Genomic DNA, 18,351 nt, shown 5'->3' with positions numbered 1-18,351 from the left:
TACATATATTTCTATTTCTTTTAGCATAAAATTTTTAAGATAATACTTTATGATTATTGAAAGATATATTTTAATATAATATAGAATTAACTTGGAGTTTTGAATAAAAATGAAAATGGTTTCTTTTGGTGTAGATATATCAGATAATGATATTTCATGTAGTGATGAATTAATTAACAATGTTGAATGTTGTTTAAGTAAAATTGAAGATTCTGGTGCAATATTTTCTAGACTTAGTAATATAACAGGTGATGATATAGTTATCACTGCAGTTTTAGAAGATGACAACCTTGAAAAAGTAAATAAAGCAATTTTTGAAGTACTTAAAGAAAATGCTCTTGGTTTTGATGATTTAAATGGTGTTGGCTCTACCCCTAAAGATGCGGGTGAAGGTATTTCTTATGCAGTTATTGATTTAAATCCTAATTTTTATCCTGATGCTGTGATAATTGGTTTTGACACATATTGTGGTGAATCTTTCGTTGATAAAGTTGCTAAATCTGCAATGGATGCTGCAAAAGGAATGGATTTTGTAGGAGATGTATGTTGTAGTAGTGTTGCTTCAACAAAACATATACCTGGTGTAGGTTATGTTTCAAGTCAAACAGATGATCCTATAATAATAGCTTCTGTACAAAATGTGGAACAAGTAGGTGTTGTTGCAGGTGCAATGATGGGAGCCATTCTTGGAAATAAAAATACATATCTTGTTAGAAGACACACACCTGCAAATGTTATACCTGGAAGTGTCATATTTAGTATTACAGCTATTATGAATAGTAATCTTATTGACTTATCAGAACCCTTAAGTTATCGTATGAGAATATTAGAAAAGTAGTGAAAAAACAAGATTAGTACCAGAACTTTTATAAAAATTCTCAATTACTTTATATAAACATCATAAAAAATTAATAAGAATATAATAGCTTATAATTTTAAAAAATAAGAGTAACAAACAAACTAAGAAACATTTAATATTAAACAATGACATATAATATAATGATTAAATTAAAGAAAAAATAACTACCTAATATAATATAATTATAGTTATTCATATATAAGATAATAAAAGGCGTTAAAATATGATATTATTAGATGAAAATACACATGCAATTGTTCAAGGAATTACTGGAAAACAAGGAAGATTTCATACAAAAGATATGTTAGCATATGGTACAAACATAGTAGCAGGAACAAGTCCTGGAAAAGCTGGACAAACAGTAGAAGGAGTTCCAGTATATAACTCTATAGAAGAAATCAAAAAACATCACCCTGAAGTTAATGCAAGTATCATCTTCATACCAGCCCCTTATGTTAAAGATGCAGCTTTTGAAGCAATATCTGAATTAGATTTAGTTATTATTATAACAGAACATATTCCAATAAGAGACACTATGGAAATTGTAGAATATGCAAAAGAAAATAATACAATACTAATTGGACCTAATACTCCTGGAATTATAACCCCAGAAATTGGTAAACTAGGAATTATGCCAACCCATATATTCCAAAAAGGAAAAGTAGGATTAGTATCTAGAAGTGGAACATTAACATACGAAGTAGCTAGTCAAATTAGTAATTCCGGAATTGGAATAAGCACTGCAGTAGGTATTGGTGGAGATCCAGTAAATGGACAAAACTTCACAGATATTCTTAAAAAATTCGAAGAAGATTCTGAAACTGAAAAAATAGTAATGCTTGGTGAAATTGGAGGAATTGCAGAAGTTAAAGCAGCAAAATATGCTGAAGAACATTTGACAAAACCAATAGTATCATTTATTGCAGGTGTATCTGCACCACTAGGTAAACGTATGGGACATGCAGGTGCAATTATTGAAGGAACTGATGGAACAGCACAAAACAAAAAAGATTTACTAGCAGGACATGGAGTTCATGTAGCAGATAGACCTGCAGATATTGTAAATATAATAAAAAACTTATAATAACAATACAATAATATTCATTACCAACGCTCAAACAGGAAATTGTATCTATACATAGATACAATCATCTTTTTTTTAGAAAATATATACTTAAAAATATGAAAAACCTCCTAAAAATTGAAAAAAAATAGTTAAATTCATTTTATTTTTAAGTAAAAAAATATTACTATTAATAATATAATAAACAAATAAACAATATAATAATCCTAAAAATGGTGCATTTATATGGACTTAACAGAAAAAGAAATTATTGAAAAATTAGAATCTGGAGAAATAAAAATATTTGAAATAGAGAAATACACCGACACAGCAAATCAAGCAACAGATATACGAAGAAAATTTATTGAAAGACAAACAGGTGTTGAACTTAACCACATTTCAAAATATTCTATTGACATGACAGAAACTGCTAAGAAAAACATTGAAAATCCAATAGGAACAATACAAGTACCAGTAGGTGTAGCAGGACCTATAACCATACATAATGAAGAAGAAACTATTGAAACATATGTTCCTCTTGCCACAACAGAAGGAGCATTACTTGCAAGTGTAAATAGAGGATGTTCTGTTATAAGACGTTCAGATGGATGTAATGTATCTATATTATCTAATCAAATGACAAGATCCCCAGTAATTAAAACAAAAAATACAATAGATGCAAATAAATTAAAAAAATGGATAAATGATAACTTTAATGAGATAAAAAAAGTAGCTGAATCCACAACAAGTCATGGAAAATTATTAAAAATTGATCCAATAGCAATAGTTGGAAGATTTGTATATCCTAGATTTGTTTATGAAACTGGAGATAGTATGGGTATGAACATGGTGACAATTGCTACTGAAGAAGCATTAAAACTAATAGAAAAAGAAAATGATATCCAGGTTTTAGCTTTAAGTGGAAATTTCTGCGTAGATAAAAAAGCAGCTGCAGTAAATCTTATTGAAGGACGAGGAAAAAGTGTTGTAGCAGAAGTAATTGTTCCAAAAGAAGTGGTTGAAAAAACATTGAAAACTACTACTGAAGCAATAGTTGAAGTAAATTATGCTAAAAATCTTGTAGGATCTGCTATATCTGGAAGTTATGGTTATAATGCACATTTTGCAAATATGGTTGCAGCTATATTTTTAGCAACAGGACAAGACCCTGCACATGTAGTTGAAGGAAGTCTTGGAATTACAACTGCTGAAAACGATAATGGGGATTTATATTTCAGTGTAACATTACCTGACTTACCAGTGGCAACAGTAGGTGGAGGTACTCGTCTTGAAACAGCCACAGAATCACTTAATTTACTTGGAGCAAAAGGTTCTAATAAAGTAGAAAGATATGCTTCAATTGTTGGTGGAATTGTATTGGCAGGAGAATTATCATTAATTGGAGCTTTAGCAGCAGGACATTTAGCAAAAGCACATAAACAATTGGGAAGATAGGAGAAAAAGATTTTATATGAATGTTACACTAAAACAAATTATTAAAGATTATATAGAAATGAGCAGATATCTTGCATTAGGTTCACTAGATGGAATATTAACAGTTATGAGTATTTCCCTAACAGCTGCTTTGATGGGAATAGCATCAGGTGGAAATGTAAATCCTACTACTGTGGGTCTTACAGGACTAAGTGGTGGTATTGCTATAGCATTATCTAATGGTTATGGTTCATATGTAGGTGAACATGCAGAAGAAGGAAAATATATACGTGATTTAGAAAGTAAAATGCTTCTTGAAGAACGTAGTCTTGATGATACTATTATTCACCAGGAAGCTAAGTATCGTGTATTTATGAGTATGTTAACTCATGGTAGTGCTAGTTTTATGGGTTCATTCATACCATCAATTCCATTTTTCTTAATTGGTGATATTTACACTGCACTTGCCACTACACTCACAATTTGTTTTGTTATGTTAGCTGTGCTAGGAGCATATCTTGGAAAAATTTCAAAGGAAAGTATGCTGAAAACTGCTGTACAAATTATTTGTGTAGGTATAATTATAGTAGTTATAAGTTTCTTAATAGGTGGAGAATAATCCTATTTTAATTTATTTTTTTATTGAGATGATGTGTAATGATATATAAGTATCATGTAGTGTTAATCAAAGAACAAGTAATTATAAAAGATTTATATTATCAAAGAGATGAAAAACCAAGTGATGAGGAATTTAAGAAATTAGCAAATCAGTATGGTGCTGATGAAGTTATTCTTAATACTATTGATGATGATGTACTAGAATCAATTATTAAAGAACAAATTGATATAAATAATATATAACCCCCTTTTTAATAATATCTATTTTTAAATTAATTAAAATTAAAATATATTACTAAAATTAACTATTTTATCATTAAAACATGTTTTTTAGAAATATAAAGATAGTATAAGAATAAATTTATGAATAAACATGAATTTATTAAATTATATTAAGTTAGAAAAATAAATTAATAAACAAGTTTTAATTAGTTATACTAGGAGGTGAAATAGTTGAAAATAAATTACATATTTGGAATAGTTGGATGTATATTTGCTATTCTTGGAGCTATTTTTACATTTTTTTATAGCAGCATTTAGTTCAGAACTCATAGTCAATGGTATAATAGCTATGCTTGCAGGACTTCTTGGTCTTCTTGGTATGTGGTTATTTGATAAAGATTACCGGGTTGCAGGAATTCAATATATTGTTTCGGGAATTTGTGTATTAATTGGAATAAGTCTTTATGGTATAATGGGATTTGTATTTTATATTATTGCAGGTGTATTTGCATTTATTGAAAAAGACAAATCTGCTCAGCTAAGTACTACTTCATCAATTATAAATAATGTTCACTATTTTGGTGATAATTCTAATATAGATAATGTACCACAAGTTACTATGAAAAATAATAATACTTACTTATGGACAATCCCTTTTATTACAATAGTTCTTATTTTTATAATTAGTTTTGTTGGAAGTAGTGGTTTTGCTTTAGCTTCAGCTCAATCTAGTGATGCCCTTGAAATAAATAATGTTTCAATTCAAAGTGAGGGTTATAGTATGTATACTGTTTCATGTGATATAACACCACATAAAAGTTTTAGTTATTTGAGCATGAAAGTTATATTCTATGATTCTAATAATGCTGTTATTGGAGATAGTTCACTAGTATGGAATACCAATAATCCTACACAAGACCAAATAATTAAAGCATCAGGAACAGCAATGACAAATAATGCAAATTTACGTCCTGCACGTGCTGAAATATATTTATTTGATGATGCTTTAGAAACAGATCCAAACGATGCAATCAAAGTACAAAATGTTACTATTAATTAGTAACAAAACTTATTTTATTTTTTTATAATTTTCAAATTTTATTTTTAAGAATTACTTTAATTTTATTACCAAATAATATGACTTATTCAAGTAACTTGTATTTTTTTATCAAATCACTATAAAAAAACTTATATAATAATAAAAGTAATAAGAATAATAGTATAAGGAAAAGTGTTTAGTTTGTCCAAATTCAAAAAATAAATATCCATAAAACTACTTTATAGCATATACATTGCTTACAGTAATTTATTTTAGAAAAAAAATATCATTATTCACCACTACTTATGATATTAATACTTCACACATCCTTATACCCCACTTATTTCAAAATAACTTTTTTTTATAAGATAATTTTTAATTTAATTTCTAAAAAATTCCCAATATAATAGATAAATAATATTAGATAGAAAATAAATAAAATATAATAATGAAAAAATATTGGGATAATTTATTCAAATTAAACCATTAATAGAATTTAATAGGAGAATTTAAATGATACGATGTATTTCTTGTGGAGAAGAATACGACGATAATGAAATTATATATACATGTAAAAAATGTGGATCAATACTTGAAGTAGAAACCAATGTAGATGGCATCCCACGTGATACCTTTGAAAACAGAAGAGATAATATCTGGAAATACAAAGAATTTTTACCAGTAAATGCTGAAAATAGAGTAAGTCTAGATGAAGGTGGAACACCATTTTGTAAATGTGAAAAAATCGGTGAAGAACTAGGAGTAGATCTCTACGTTAAAGTAGAAGGATCAAACCCTACCGGAAGTTTCAAAGACAGAGGAATGAGTGTAGGAACTACAAAAGCTATTGATTTAGGTGTAGATATGGTTGGATGTGCATCCACAGGTAACACATCAGCATCATTATCAGCATATGCAGCACGTGCAGGACTTAAATGTGCAGTAGTACTACCATCAGGAAAAGTAGCTTTAGGAAAACTAGCACAAGCAATGTTCCATGGAGCAAAAGTATTTGCTATTGATGGAAACTTTGATGATGCTCTTGAAACAATCACCGAATTAGCATTAGATGGTGAATTATATCTCCTAAATTCAATAAACCCATTCCGTCTTGAAGGACAAAAAACTATTGGATTTGAAGTTGTACATGACCTTGGATGGCAATCACCTGATAGAATAATATTACCAGTAGGTAATGCAGGAAACATTTCAGCAATATGGAAAGGTATAACTGAATTCAGAGAAGCAGGATACATTAAAGACACACCAATGATGACTGGTATTCAAGCAGAAAACAGTGCTCCAATAGCAAATGCAGTTAAAACAGGAACAGAAACAGTAACTCCTGTAGAAAATCCTGATACAATTGCAACAGCAATTAGAATAGGAGCACCTGTAAGTTCTGTTAAAGCTATGAGAGCAATTAAAGAATCAAATGGTACTGCAGAAACTGTAAGTGACGATGAAATCCTTGCAGCACAAAAATATCTTGCAAGAACAGAAGGTATTGGTGTAGAACCAGCATCTGCAGCATCTATTGCAGGACTTAAAAAATTAGCTGAAAACGGTGAAATTGATAAAGGAGAACGTGTTGTATGTATTGTAACAGGACACGTATTAAAAGATCCTAACGTAGCAATTGATGCATGTGAAGATCCTACACCAGTATCATCAGACCCTAATGAAATAAGAAATGTTATAAGAACTTTATAAGTTCCTCCTTTCTTAACACTTTTTTTATAAATAAATTTATTTTCACATATTACTTTAATAACAAAAATAATTTTAATGCTGAAAAAGAAAAAATATTCCTTGATTATTATGATAATTATTATTACAGGTACTCCTGGTACTGGAAAGAGTACTGTTTCAAAATTAGTTGCAGAAAAAATGAATGCAAAGCTTATTAGTATTAATAGTTTACTTGAAGAGTATAATTTAAATTTAGGCACTGATGAGCTTCGTGGATATAAGATAGTTGATACTGAAAGTATGATTCCTATTGTGGATAAAATAAAAGAGGACAGTAATGAATTAATTATCTTTGAAGGTCATCTTGCACAGGATTATCCTAATGCTGACATGATTATAGTTCTTAGATGTGATCCATTAGTACTTGAAAAACGTTTGAAGCCTAGAAATTGGCCAGATCGAAAAGTACGAGAAAATATTTCATCAGAGATTCTTGGGATATGTACATCTGAAAGTTATGAAACATATGGTGAGATTGTCCAAGAATTAGATACTACTGATACAAATGCCCTGGAAACTGCAGATATTCTTTCAGAAATTATTAAAGGTGAAAAAGAGTTTCCTTTAGGTAATATTGATTATCTTGAAAAGTATTTTACATATCTTTAATAAATTTCTAATTATTGTTAAAACTATAATATATAGTTTTCCAAAAATTATTTTTCGAGAAAAATTTTAAACTCCATGTAATTTAAAAATTAATAAACAAAACATGTGAATTTTAAATTCATATGTGATTTTCTATTTTTTATAGACAATAGTATCATAAGGTATTTAAATAAAGGTTTACATAAATTATATTATTATTCTTAAGTTTACTATCTAGATTTTATGTATTTTTCATAATTTCATTCCTTGCACTTAAGAAGAATATTCTATATTTTTTAGAGGATTAGATATTTTTGAGTAGAAGAAAACGACCTAATTGGATAAACACTATAGCACTCGAGAGAATGCAAATACTGTTTGAACAAGCAGAGAAGGAATTTTCCAATCACCCAGAACGATCTGATCGTTATGTTAAGTTAACTCGTAATATCTCTACTAAATATAATATACCATTACCTGATTATTGGCGAGGAAGGTTTTGTAAAAATTGTAACAAATTCCTTAAACCAGGAACTAACTTAAGAGTAAGACTTTCTAAAGACACTATAACAAGAAAATGTCTTGAATGTGGTAATTTAGTTAAAGTCCCTTACACTCGTAAGAAAAACTAGGTTAAATAAATTAATGGAGTATGATTTAATTTGAGCAAAGTCCAGAGTAGAAAAGAAATAATGAGAAATTCTTTAAATGCAGTTGAAATTAATGTTGGAAAAAACGGTATTAATGAAAATGTAATTGAAGAAATCAAACGTCAACTAAAAGATGGAGAAATTGTTAAAGTACGATTTTCTAGAACAATCGCATCTAATAAGGATGATTTTTTAGAAGAAATTGTTACTGGTACAAAGTCCAAATTAATTGATGTTAGAGGTAATGTAGCTGTATTATATAAGAGAAAATAATCTCTAAAGATATAGGCAAACTTTAAAATAAAACATTATAATTTAATAGGAGGCAAATTAAACCATGACAACAGCATTCGATGTACCTGCTGACAGTTTAATTAGCGCAGTAAGTAAAGAATTAAAAGAAAATGATAAAATAGACGCACCTGCATGGGCTCAATTTGTTAAAACAGGAGTTCACAAAGAACGCAGACCTGAAGACCCAGATTGGTGGTATGTAAGAACCGCAGCTTTATTAAGAAGAGTATATGTAGATGGTCCTGTAGGAATTAGTAGATTACAAACTAAATACGGTGGCAACAAAGATAGAGGTACCAACCCTGAAAAATTCAGAAGAGGTAGTGGATCTATTATAAGAACTGCATTACAACAATTAGAAGATGCTGGTTACGTACAACAAACAGCAGAAGGAAGAACTGTAACACCTGCAGGTCAATCCTACTTAGATGCAAAAGCTGCTGAAATAGTTAAAGATATTCCTGAATTATCAAAATACTAATTATAATTAGTAAATAAAGTCCAGGATATGAAATAGAAGGAGTTGTATTAAATGAGTGAACTTGACGAAATTAGACGTAAAAGAATGGAAGAACTTCAACAACAACAAATGGCTGCTCAGCAACAACAAGGAGCTAATCTTCAACAAATGCAACAAGAAGAAGCAATGAGACAAAAATACGAAGAAGAGAAGAAAAATGCGTTGAGACAAATATTATCACCAGAAGCACGTCAAAGACTCGCTAACTTAAGATTAACAAAAGCAGAACTTGTAAATGCTATTGAAATGCAATTAATTCAATTAGCACAAGCTGGACGTTTACAAATACCAGTAAGTGATGCTACAGTAAAACAAATCTTAATGGAAACAACTAGCAAAAAGCATGAAATTCATATCACAAGAAAATAACCTTAAAATATAATATTAGTGTATTTAAATGAAAGCAGCTGTATTATATAGTGGTGGAAAAGATAGTTCATTAATGGCAGTTATATTAGATAAACTAGGATATGATGTTGAATTAGTTACTATTAACTTTGGTAAATTTAATTCAAGTATACCTGCAACACAATCAGCTGAAAGTCTGAACTTTAAACATAAAGTCATACAATTAGACCAAGAAATCCTGAATGATGCAGTTAATATGATTATTAAAGATAATTTCCCAAATAATGGTATAAATCATATACATCATACAGTTCTTGAAATTTTATCAGATGAATATAGTATTATTGCTGATGGAACAAGACGAGAAGATAGAATTCCAAAATTAACATTTTCAGAAATTCAAAGTCTAGAAGATCGTAAAAATATCCAGTATCTAAATCTTACAGGAATTGGTTATAAAACCATAAATGATACTTGTGATAGATTATTTAATCTTCAGAAAGCTGAAAGTAATATTCATAATAGTTCAGATTATGAAATGGAAATCAGAGTCTTACTTCAAGAAAAAGGATATAACACAGATGAAATATTCCCACAACATATACAATCAAGAGTTATAGGATGGAAGGAAAATGAGCAAAAATAAAACTTTACCTAAAAAATTAAGATTAGCTAAAAAAACTAAACAAAACAGAAGAGTTCCTATCTTCGCTATGATGAAAACAGCAAGAAAATTAAGAACTCATCCAAAAGCTAGACAATGGAGTAGAAGTAAAATTAAAGTATAAACTCATTAGTAGTTTAAATTTTATATTTTATAAGAATAAACGTATAGGAGTGTATTAGAATGGAAAGAATTTACACAATTCCACTAAGAGATGTAAAAAGAGTACCTAGACAAAAAAGGGCATCAAAAGCAATGAGATACATCAGAGAATTCATTCAAAAACATGTGAAAGCTGAAGACGTTATCATTGATCAAGCTGTTAACGAAAAAATATGGGAAAGAGGACGAGAAAAAATCCCATCAAAAATTAAAGTTAAAGCTACTGAAGAAGATGGAACTGTAGAAGTAACATTAGTAGATGAATAAATAATTTTTACTAAATGCTAACTATGAGATTATTATGTTATCTAACTCTTTAACATAGATACGAGTTACTAAAGATTTAGATAATAATGTATACATGTAACAGAGAACTTAATCACCTCTCTACCTACTTAAATATAATTTAGATGTTTAAGAGATGTACATCATAAATTATATTGATACATATTTAATAGGAAAAAATAGTTCACAGATGGAGTGAGAAATATGATACAAAGATTTGATATTGATGGAAACCCAAATTTAGGTGTTTCAATCTTAGCAAAGGATAATGTTGCTATAGTTTCACCGGGACTTCAAGAATCATACTTAAAAAGTATTAAAGAAACATTAAATGTACCAATAATTAAAACACCAATCTGTGGTAGTAACCTAGCAGGAGCATTAATGGCTGGAAATTCTAACGGTCTACTTGTATCACCATATATCTTCGCACATGAAGTAGATATTATTCGTGAACATGATATTAATGTTGAAATTATGCCTGATAAATTAACTGCAATAGGAAATATTATTGTAGCTAATGATAATGGAGCTTTAGTAAATCCTGACTTATCTAACAAAGCTAAAAAAATTATTAGAAGTACATTAGATGTTGAAGTTGTTGAATGTACTATAGCTGGATTAGATATAATAGGTTCTACAATAGTTGCAACAAATAAAGGCGCTTTAGTACATCCTGATGCATCAGAAGAGGAATTAGATTTAGTAGAAGATGTATTAGGTGTACCTGCAGAAATTGGTACGGTTAACCGTGGAGTTAAACTCGTAGGAGCATGTATCATTGCAAATTCCAATGGTGTTATTGTAGGAAATAAAACTACAGGACCCGAACTAGCAAGGATTGACCAAGTATTCAACTTATTTGAGGGATCATTATGAAAACAAAAATATTTAGAGTAAAAGGAAAATTATTAGACGTGGATAAAGTTAAACCATTTACAAGAGAATTAAAAGGAATAAAAGAAGAAGATGTTCAAGAAAAATTATATTCTGAATTTGGTAGTAAACACAGATTAAACAGAGACTCTATCATCTTCGAAGATATTTCTGAAATTACAGCAGATGAAGTAACTGATCCAGTAGTAAAAGATTTAATTTAAATGTGCAACACTGCACCATTAGCATATGGAGTGTAATCTTATGGATGACAGAAAAAGATTAGAACAAATGGTTAATGAAATAAATCAATTACAACAACAAGGAGAAACAATTACTAAACAATTAGAGCAACTAAATATATCATTAAATGATATAAAATCTGCTGAAGAAGCTGTTAAAGGTATTAAAGGAACAGCTGGAAAAGAAACATTAGTACCTATTGGTGCAGGATGTTTCATTACTACAGAACTTAAATCCGAAGACATCATCATGGGTGTAGGTGCTGAAGTAGCTATCAAAAAAAGTAGAGAAGAAGCAGAAAAAACTCTAAAACAAGACAAAGAAGAAGTAGAAAAATTAGTTAAAGCTTTAACTGAACAATTACAACAAATTAATGAATACATTGCAAAACAAAGACCAGAAGCAGAAAGACTAATGAAAGAAACTGGAGTACAATAAGTACTTTTAGTTATCTCTACTCTTTTTTTTATCAACTCCCATAAAACTAATTCTAAAAAAAAAATATTTTCTAATTTTAAATATTTAATTAATTCTAAAATTAACTAATATAACAAGATATGTTAAATTATAATCATTATAATATTTCTTTATTTAAAAATTTATTAAACAATTCTTTAAAACATATGAAAATCATTACATTTTTTATTGAGTAAAAACATAATTATAAAACAATACACATAGCCACCTAAAAAAAATATAATAAGGATTGTGAAAACTTGTTTGATTTCATACGTAAACGAATAAATAAAACAATAAAAGATTCAGAAAAAGCAGTACCTGAAGATGAAATAACTGAACAAGAATCTATTGAAGAACCTGTTGAAGAAGAAATAGAAGAAACTAGTGAAACAGAAGAAGTAGAATCTAACGAAGAAGAGGAAAAATCAGCTGATGAAACTGAAGAAAAATCCCATGAACCTCTGGAAGAAGAAACAATAGATGAAACTGAAGAAGAATCTGACTCTGAAGAAGAAAAAGAAGATAAAAAAGGATTTTTTGGATTCTTACGAAGAAATAAAAATAAAAAAGAAGATGAAGAGGAAAAAGAACCAGAACAAGAAGAACTTGAAAAACAATCAAACGATACTAGTGAAGAAAAACTAGAAGATTCCCTCTCTGAAGAAGACGAAACTATTAACGAACCATCAGAAATTAAAGAAGAATCTGAAGAAAAATCAGATGCTGAAAAAGAAACAAAATATGATGGAGAAGAAAAAGGTAGTAGATTTGGATTTATTACTAAAAAAACAATTAAAGAAGAAGATATTGAAGAAATTCTTGAAGAATTAGAATTTTCCCTCATTGAAGGTGATGTTGCATTTGATGTTGCTGACAGAATAGTTGAAGCAGTAAAAGAAGATCTTATAGGACGTAAAATTAAACGTCGAGGAGATATGGAATTATTTACAACAAATGCACTTAAAAAAGCTATAACTGAGATTATAGATAATGGATATTATGATTTATTAGGTGATATTGAAGCAGCTAAATCAAAAGGAGAACCTTATAAAATAATGTTTGTAGGTATTAATGGTACTGGTAAAACAACAACTATTGCTAAAATAGCAAAATATCTTGAAAAACATAATTACTCATCAGTACTTGGTGCATCAGATACATTTAGAGCGGGAGCTATTGAACAACTAGAATATCATGCTAAAAACTTAAATCTTAAAATAATAAAACATGAACGTAACTCTGATCCTGCAGCTGTTGCATATGATACTGTTGAACATGCAAAAGCAACAGGTAAAGATGTTGTATTGATTGATACATCAGGTCGTATGCAAACAAATGCTAACCTTATGGATGAAATGAAAAAAATTAAAAGAGTATCACAACCAGATATTGTGCTTTATGTTGGAGATGCATTAATGGGAAATGATGCTACTGAACAAGCAACTAAATTCAATGAAGTCATAGATATTGATGGTATTATTTTAACTAAAGCTGATGCAGATGCTAAGGGTGGAGCAGCTATATCTATAGGACATGTAATTAATAAACCAATATTATTTATAGGTACAGGTCAATCTTATGATGATTTAATGGAATTTGAACCTTCATGGATGATTAATCAAATATTTGGTGAAGAAGAAGCTTAGAATTAGGTTTCTTACCAAATAACTCTTTTTATTTAAATTTATTTTCTTAAAAATAGTATTTCTCTTTTTTAATATTATAAAAGAGGAAGTTATAGTATAGTGGAATTATAATCTTGTTCCACCATATACTGCATTTGCATAATATTTCCAAATTACATCAATTTCTTTAAATCCTACTTCTTCAAGTAGTTTCAGATGTGCTATAAGGGTTATAGGAATATCATTATTTTCTCGTTTTTGTTTATGATTATCTTGAGTATCTTTAGATACTCCATTGTCTTGCATATATTTATCATTCATACGTTCATTTAATTTTGCATTATATTTACTATTTGGTTTTATTACATCTGCATTATAGAATACTCCACCTTCATTTAATGCATTATATATATGTTGATACATCTTCTTTTTACCTTCATCAGTAGGTATATGATGTAATGCTAATGAAGATATTATTGCATCATATTTATCAATTATATCAATTATTGTGAAGTCTCCCAATACATATTCTACATTATCATAGCCTGCTAGTTTTTCTTTTGCAAGTTTTATCATTTTATCTGATAAATCAAGACATGTTATTTTTGCATTTGGAAATCGTTCTAGTACTTTTTGTGTTATGTTTCCTGTTCCACAGCCAAGATCTAATATTCTTGGTTCTTCATTATCAGGTATTGCATTTATTAGTGCAGTTATCATTTCATCATAATTTATTAATGTTTTATTTATTAAATTATCATAGTCTTCTGCTGCTTTATTAAAATGTTCTTTTAAGTCAGACATAGTTCATCTCCTTTTTTTTATAGTTTTGTTCCGCCAAGAACCCCATTTGAATAATATTTCCATATTAAATCAATTTCTTTAAATCCAATTGAATCAAGTAATTTTATTATTCCTAATACTGTGAATGATGAAGTATATTTCTTTGTTTTTTCATTGTCTGTTGCATTTTGTATTAATATATCTTTTTCTTTAAGATATTCTTCAAATTTTCTTTGATTTAGTATATCATTATATTTACTATTTGGCATTAAAAAGTCAGCATTGTAAAATACACCACCTTTATTTAATGCATCATATACTTTTTCAAGTAATTTCTTTTTAGATTCATATGAAAGATAATTTAGTGTTACTGAGGATATTACTGCATCATAATTACTAGTAAATTTCATTTTTGTAAAATCATCTTGTATGAATTCAACATTATCATAGTCTGATAGGTTTTCCTTTGCTATTTCAATCATTACATTAGATATATCTACACATACTACATGAGCTTTAGGAAATCTTTTAAATATTTTTGTTACAAGTCCACCAGTTCCACAACCTAAATCTAATATTCTAGGATTTGATTTGTTATCTGGAATTGCATTTATTAATGCATCAGTCATTTCATCATAATATATTATTGTTTTGTTTATATTTGGATTATAATTGTTTTCATACAAAGTATATATCTCCATTATATTAATTCATAGTTTGATTTTAATTCAATTACTAAAACTATTGCCATTCCTATTATTCCAATTATGATACATATAGGTAGTGCAGTTGTTTGCACTCCAACTATTTGTTGTAGAGGTATTCTCATAGATCCTATCATTATACCTATAAGACCAGCAACTGTTGTTTGTTTATGATTTTCAAGTAAGTATTTTATTACTCTGGACATTCCCATAAATCCTATTGCTGCACCTAATACAAATATTATTAGTTTCACTAGTTCTAAATTATGAAGTGCTTCAATTATATATTCATATTGTCCTAATAATAGTAATAATGATGAACCAGATATTCCCGGTAATAACATTGCACATATTGCTATAAATCCAGATATAAATAATACAGGTAGTGAGTGTGTTGCTTGTATAGGATTTAAACCTACAAATATATAACCTAGTATTGTAAATATTACTGAGATTAATATTGATTTAATATTAAATGCATCTAATTGTTTATATAATATATAGATGGATGCTAATATTAATCCTGCAAAGAATGAATATGTGAAACCAGCATAATCAGTTAATAAAAAGTTAATTATACCTGCCATTACAATCATTGCAATTATAATACCTAATCCTAGAGGTATGAAAAATTTAAAATCTATTTCTTCCAATAATTGATTCTTAAAACCATTTAAATCTCCTTTAAATAGTGGTTTTAAAAATAATAGTTTAATATTACTTATAGAACTAATTAGTTTATCATATATTCCTGTGATTAAAGCTATCGTTCCACCAGAAATACCAGGCATTATGTCTGATGTTCCCATGAGTAATCCTCTTAGAAATATTTTCACTAAATCCATAAATTCAGCCAATTTTACTCCTCCTATTATTTAGTTTCATGTTTTCATGATATTTATGATTTATATATTTGTTTTATAAACATTATAAGATTAACATTAAATAACTGTAATAAGAATAAATATTATTAAAGGAGACCTTAATCATGTTAGGAGAAAAAGAATTATTAAAATTATTTCCAGAATACAAGGATTCAATACAACCATCAGGCATAGATCTTAAACTAGACAAAATTTATAGACAAGTAGGACCAGGTTCATTAATTAATAATGAGAAAAACTTACCTGAACTTGAAGAGATTAACTGTGAAGACAATATTTACACATTAGAACCAAAAACAGCATATAGTGTTACAATAGAGGGTAAAACTAACATTCCAAAAGGATATACTATGTTATATCTCCCCAGATCTACTTTACTACGTTCTTTTATATCAGTGCATACAGCTGTAGGTGATCCAGGATTTTATGGAACTCTCCAGTTTATGGTAGTTAATAATGGAGAATACTCATATAAAATTAAAAAAGGTGAAAGAATAGCTCAAGCAGTTGTATTCCCAGTTAGTGGTTCTGGTGAATATAATGGTAGTTATCAAGAGAAAAAATAGGGAGGTAATTCATGAAAATAAACAAGAATATTGCACAGTATTTAGTAGATAAACTAGAATCATATGGGGTTGAATATGTTTTTGGTTATCCTGGAGAACAAATAATTCCAATATATGAAGCACTTCGTAAATCTAATATTAAACATATACTTATGAGACATGAACAAGGTGCTGTACATGCAGCTGATGCATATGCACGTATAACAGGCAAGTATGGTGTTTGTTTAGCTACTGCGGGTCCTGGTGCTATGAATTTAGTAATGGGTGTATCCACAGCATATAAGGATAATGTTCCTCTTATTGTTATAACAGGAGATGTTTCAAAGAAAGATAAGGGAACTGATTCATTCCAAGATTTAGATATTAATACTGTATTTAAACCAATTACTTTAAAATCATTTTATTCATCTACTCCTGAAAAATTAGAGAATAACATTGAAGAAATTTTTAATAATAATGAACAAGGAATAACAGGCCCCTTTCACATAAACATACCTAAAGATATACAAATTAAACCAATGAATGTAGACCACAAAGTAATAAAAGGAAATAAAATAAAAGCACCACTCGAATCTGATATTAAAGAAGTAATTAAATTAATAGAAGATGCTGAAAAACCATTAATTATTGTAGGTTCTGGAGTTAATTATGCAGGAGCAACAAATGAATTAATCAAATTTATTGAAAAAACAAAAATACCTATGACTACAACATACCATGCACGAGGAATACTATCTGAAGAAAATAAAAGAAATCTTGGATTAATTGGAAACAGAGGAACTAAGAAAGCAAACTATGCTTCAGAACATGCAGATTTAATACTAGCTTTTGGTTCTAGATTAAGTGACAGAACAACAAGTCACATAAACACTGAAAACATAGTACAAATTAATACAAAAAAAGAACAAAACCATGCAAAATACTTCTATAACAATAACATAAAAGAATTTTTAATCAAACTAAATGAAAATAAACTTCCAGTAAATAATAATAAATGGAAAATTAGAATAAATAACCAAGAAGATATACAAAATAAAGTATACTGTGAAACAAAAAAACTACATCCAGAAAAAGTTATAGAAACCATACTTAATGAAGTAACAGATAACATAACTATGACAATTGATGCTGGAACAACACCAACATACCTAACAATAGATTCCACAATTACCAAACAATCCCAAATGTTATTCCCTGGAGGTTTTGGTCCAATGGGTTATTCAATACCTGCAAGTATTGGAGCATCTTTTGCAAGACCAGACGATATAATCTTTGCCACAACAGGTGATGGATCTATACAAATGACAATACAAGAATTAGGTGTAATAAGTACATACAAACTACCAATTATCATATTCATCATTAACAACAATCTTCTAGGAATCATAAAACAATGGCAGGATATGGCCAATTTACCACAATACCAGGTAACATTAAATAACCCTGATTTTATAAAAATAGCTGAAGCTTATGATATAGAATCAGATAATATAACATCCCTTGAAGAGCTAACAACAAAAATAAGAGAAGCTAAAAAGAATAAAAAACCACATTTATTCAATATTAATGTAGATGATGTACATATACCTCTACCATAATGGTTTAAAAACCATTGTATTTCTTTTTAAAAAAAAAGAGTGTTGAATCAGTATTTATAGAAATCTTAATAATAAAAAAAAATAAGTATGGAATATAACTTAATTCCACAATATT

The 18,351-nt window shown here is 28.5% G+C and carries 24 protein-coding genes; 21 read left to right on the top strand and 3 right to left on the bottom strand.

Annotated features, from left to right (window positions below):
- Positions 1 to 109 precede the first annotated feature (109 nt).
- The 19 genes from NL43_RS04275 to ftsY all read left to right on the top strand — a co-directional run bounded on the left by NL43_RS04275 (position 110) and on the right by ftsY (position 13,722).
- On the top strand, positions 110 to 838 hold the full coding sequence (locus tag NL43_RS04275; RefSeq protein WP_069592809.1) for a hypothetical protein: 729 nt from the start codon (positions 110 to 112) through the stop codon (positions 836 to 838).
- A 244-nt stretch (positions 839 to 1,082) separates the two neighbouring features.
- A complete protein-coding gene (gene sucD / locus NL43_RS04270) occupies positions 1,083 to 1,943 on the top strand; it encodes a succinate--CoA ligase subunit alpha (RefSeq protein WP_069592808.1) in 861 nt (286 codons plus the stop codon).
- Between the two features lie 225 nt (positions 1,944 to 2,168).
- Positions 2,169 to 3,377, top strand: a complete 1,209-nt coding sequence (hmgA, locus tag NL43_RS04265; protein WP_069592807.1) for a hydroxymethylglutaryl-CoA reductase (NADPH) — start codon at positions 2,169 to 2,171, stop codon at positions 3,375 to 3,377.
- Positions 3,378 to 3,393: 16 nt separating this feature from the next.
- Positions 3,394 to 3,975, top strand: a complete 582-nt coding sequence (locus NL43_RS04260; RefSeq protein WP_069592806.1) for a TIGR00267 family protein — start codon at positions 3,394 to 3,396, stop codon at positions 3,973 to 3,975.
- 38 nt (positions 3,976 to 4,013) lie between these two features.
- On the top strand, positions 4,014 to 4,217 hold the full coding sequence (locus NL43_RS04255; RefSeq protein WP_069592805.1) for a hypothetical protein: 204 nt from the start codon (positions 4,014 to 4,016) through the stop codon (positions 4,215 to 4,217).
- 250 nt (positions 4,218 to 4,467) lie between these two features.
- Positions 4,468 to 5,256, top strand: a complete 789-nt coding sequence (locus tag NL43_RS04250) for a hypothetical protein (RefSeq protein ID WP_158005552.1) — start codon at positions 4,468 to 4,470, stop codon at positions 5,254 to 5,256.
- A gap of 492 nt (positions 5,257 to 5,748) precedes the next feature.
- Positions 5,749 to 6,948 (top strand): threonine synthase, encoded by a 1,200-nt coding sequence (gene thrC, locus NL43_RS04245; RefSeq protein WP_069592803.1) that lies wholly within the window; start codon positions 5,749 to 5,751, stop codon positions 6,946 to 6,948.
- A 108-nt stretch (positions 6,949 to 7,056) separates the two neighbouring features.
- Positions 7,057 to 7,596, top strand: coding sequence for an adenylate kinase family protein (locus NL43_RS04240; protein ID WP_069592883.1), 540 nt, complete (start codon positions 7,057 to 7,059; stop codon positions 7,594 to 7,596).
- Between the two features lie 344 nt (positions 7,597 to 7,940).
- Complete coding sequence (locus NL43_RS04235) at positions 7,941 to 8,207, top strand: ribonuclease P protein component 4 (protein WP_241776216.1); 267 nt, start codon at positions 7,941 to 7,943, stop codon at positions 8,205 to 8,207.
- A 60-nt stretch (positions 8,208 to 8,267) separates the two neighbouring features.
- Positions 8,268 to 8,498: a YhbY family RNA-binding protein gene (locus NL43_RS04230; RefSeq protein WP_069592801.1), complete on the top strand. Its 231-nt coding sequence runs from the start codon at positions 8,268 to 8,270 to the stop codon at positions 8,496 to 8,498.
- A gap of 64 nt (positions 8,499 to 8,562) precedes the next feature.
- Positions 8,563 to 9,000 carry a 30S ribosomal protein S19e gene (locus tag NL43_RS04225; RefSeq protein WP_069592800.1) on the top strand — a complete coding sequence of 146 codons (438 nt, stop codon included), beginning with the start codon at positions 8,563 to 8,565 and terminating at the stop codon, positions 8,998 to 9,000.
- Positions 9,001 to 9,051: 51 nt separating this feature from the next.
- Complete coding sequence (locus tag NL43_RS04220; protein ID WP_069592799.1) at positions 9,052 to 9,408, top strand: DNA-binding protein; 357 nt, start codon at positions 9,052 to 9,054, stop codon at positions 9,406 to 9,408.
- A 28-nt stretch (positions 9,409 to 9,436) separates the two neighbouring features.
- Positions 9,437 to 10,033, top strand: a complete 597-nt coding sequence (locus NL43_RS04215; protein WP_069592798.1) for a 7-cyano-7-deazaguanine synthase — start codon at positions 9,437 to 9,439, stop codon at positions 10,031 to 10,033.
- A complete protein-coding gene (locus NL43_RS04210; RefSeq protein ID WP_069592797.1) occupies positions 10,020 to 10,175 on the top strand; it encodes a 50S ribosomal protein L39e in 156 nt (51 codons plus the stop codon). Before NL43_RS04215 ends, NL43_RS04210 begins: the two co-directional genes overlap by 14 nt.
- 59 nt (positions 10,176 to 10,234) lie before the next feature.
- Positions 10,235 to 10,480, top strand: coding sequence for a 50S ribosomal protein L31e (locus NL43_RS04205; RefSeq protein WP_069592796.1), 246 nt, complete (start codon positions 10,235 to 10,237; stop codon positions 10,478 to 10,480).
- 222 nt (positions 10,481 to 10,702) lie between these two features.
- On the top strand, positions 10,703 to 11,377 hold the full coding sequence (locus NL43_RS04200) for a translation initiation factor IF-6 (protein ID WP_069592795.1): 675 nt from the start codon (positions 10,703 to 10,705) through the stop codon (positions 11,375 to 11,377).
- The gene (gene rpl18a / locus NL43_RS04195; protein WP_069592794.1) at positions 11,374 to 11,598 is read left to right on the top strand and encodes a 50S ribosomal protein L18Ae; all 225 of its coding nucleotides are present in this window, start codon (positions 11,374 to 11,376) and stop codon (positions 11,596 to 11,598) included. The genes NL43_RS04200 and rpl18a overlap by 4 nt, the downstream gene beginning before the upstream one ends.
- A gap of 40 nt (positions 11,599 to 11,638) precedes the next feature.
- Complete coding sequence (gene pfdA, locus NL43_RS04190; protein WP_069592793.1) at positions 11,639 to 12,055, top strand: prefoldin subunit alpha; 417 nt, start codon at positions 11,639 to 11,641, stop codon at positions 12,053 to 12,055.
- A gap of 278 nt (positions 12,056 to 12,333) precedes the next feature.
- On the top strand, positions 12,334 to 13,722 hold the full coding sequence (ftsY, locus tag NL43_RS04185; protein ID WP_069592792.1) for a signal recognition particle-docking protein FtsY: 1,389 nt from the start codon (positions 12,334 to 12,336) through the stop codon (positions 13,720 to 13,722).
- Positions 13,723 to 13,827: 105 nt separating this feature from the next.
- Here the strand turns inward: ftsY and NL43_RS04180 are convergent, their stop codons facing one another.
- The 3 genes from NL43_RS04180 to NL43_RS04170 are packed head-to-tail and all read right to left on the bottom strand — an operon-like array spanning position 13,828 to position 15,997.
- Positions 13,828 to 14,505 (bottom strand): trans-aconitate 2-methyltransferase, encoded by a 678-nt coding sequence (locus NL43_RS04180; protein WP_069592791.1) that lies wholly within the window; start codon positions 14,503 to 14,505, stop codon positions 13,828 to 13,830.
- 17 nt (positions 14,506 to 14,522) lie between these two features.
- On the bottom strand, positions 14,523 to 15,170 hold the full coding sequence (locus NL43_RS04175; RefSeq protein WP_069592790.1) for a trans-aconitate 2-methyltransferase: 648 nt from the start codon (positions 15,168 to 15,170) through the stop codon (positions 14,523 to 14,525).
- A gap of 14 nt (positions 15,171 to 15,184) precedes the next feature.
- Positions 15,185 to 15,997, bottom strand: a complete 813-nt coding sequence (locus tag NL43_RS04170; RefSeq protein WP_069592882.1) for a DUF368 domain-containing protein — start codon at positions 15,995 to 15,997, stop codon at positions 15,185 to 15,187.
- Between the two features lie 179 nt (positions 15,998 to 16,176).
- On the opposite strand from NL43_RS04170, the gene NL43_RS04165 reads away from it, so the two are divergent.
- Positions 16,177 to 16,638 carry a deoxyuridine 5'-triphosphate nucleotidohydrolase gene (locus NL43_RS04165; protein ID WP_069592789.1) on the top strand — a complete coding sequence of 154 codons (462 nt, stop codon included), beginning with the start codon at positions 16,177 to 16,179 and terminating at the stop codon, positions 16,636 to 16,638.
- An 11-nt stretch (positions 16,639 to 16,649) separates the two neighbouring features.
- Positions 16,650 to 18,236 carry a thiamine pyrophosphate-binding protein gene (locus NL43_RS04160; RefSeq protein WP_069592788.1) on the top strand — a complete coding sequence of 529 codons (1,587 nt, stop codon included), beginning with the start codon at positions 16,650 to 16,652 and terminating at the stop codon, positions 18,234 to 18,236.
- The last annotated feature ends 115 nt before the right edge of the window (positions 18,237 to 18,351 follow it).

It is taken from the genome of Methanosphaera sp. WGK6 (assembly GCF_001729965.1).
Lineage (GTDB): Archaea > Methanobacteriota > Methanobacteria > Methanobacteriales > Methanobacteriaceae > Methanosphaera.
Note: the sequence above shows the minus strand (reverse complement) of the source record. Positions and strands in the feature narration are given on the sequence as shown.